The organism is Streptococcus humanilactis, assembly GCF_019448275.1.
In the GTDB taxonomy this organism is placed as follows: domain Bacteria; phylum Bacillota; class Bacilli; order Lactobacillales; family Streptococcaceae; genus Streptococcus; species Streptococcus humanilactis.
In genome coordinates this window covers 10,770-10,973 of the sequence record NZ_JAHXBZ010000001.1, presented here as the reverse complement: position 1 = coordinate 10,973, position 204 = coordinate 10,770, and the positions used below count along the sequence as shown (strand labels likewise).

Below are 204 nucleotides of genomic sequence, written 5' to 3'. Positions count from 1 at the left end.
TCTGGTCTCTTAGGTGTCACTGTAACATCACCAGTCTTAGGATCTTGTTCCAAGTCTACTGTTGGAGTTACTTTAGCTGGGGTTGTTACATTAGGAACTTCAACAGCTGGTTTACCTGGTTCGGTAATCTTACCTGGTTTTGTAACCTTACCGTCTGGTAATTCACTGTTTGGTACTTTACCTTTACCATCTTCTCCGATTGTG

Annotated in this window: 1 pseudogene; it reads right to left on the bottom strand. The window is 42.2% G+C overall.

Features of this window, described 5'->3' with window-relative positions:
• A pseudogene (locus KV696_RS00025) lies at window positions 1–204 on the bottom strand (hypothetical protein); the annotation flags it as partial.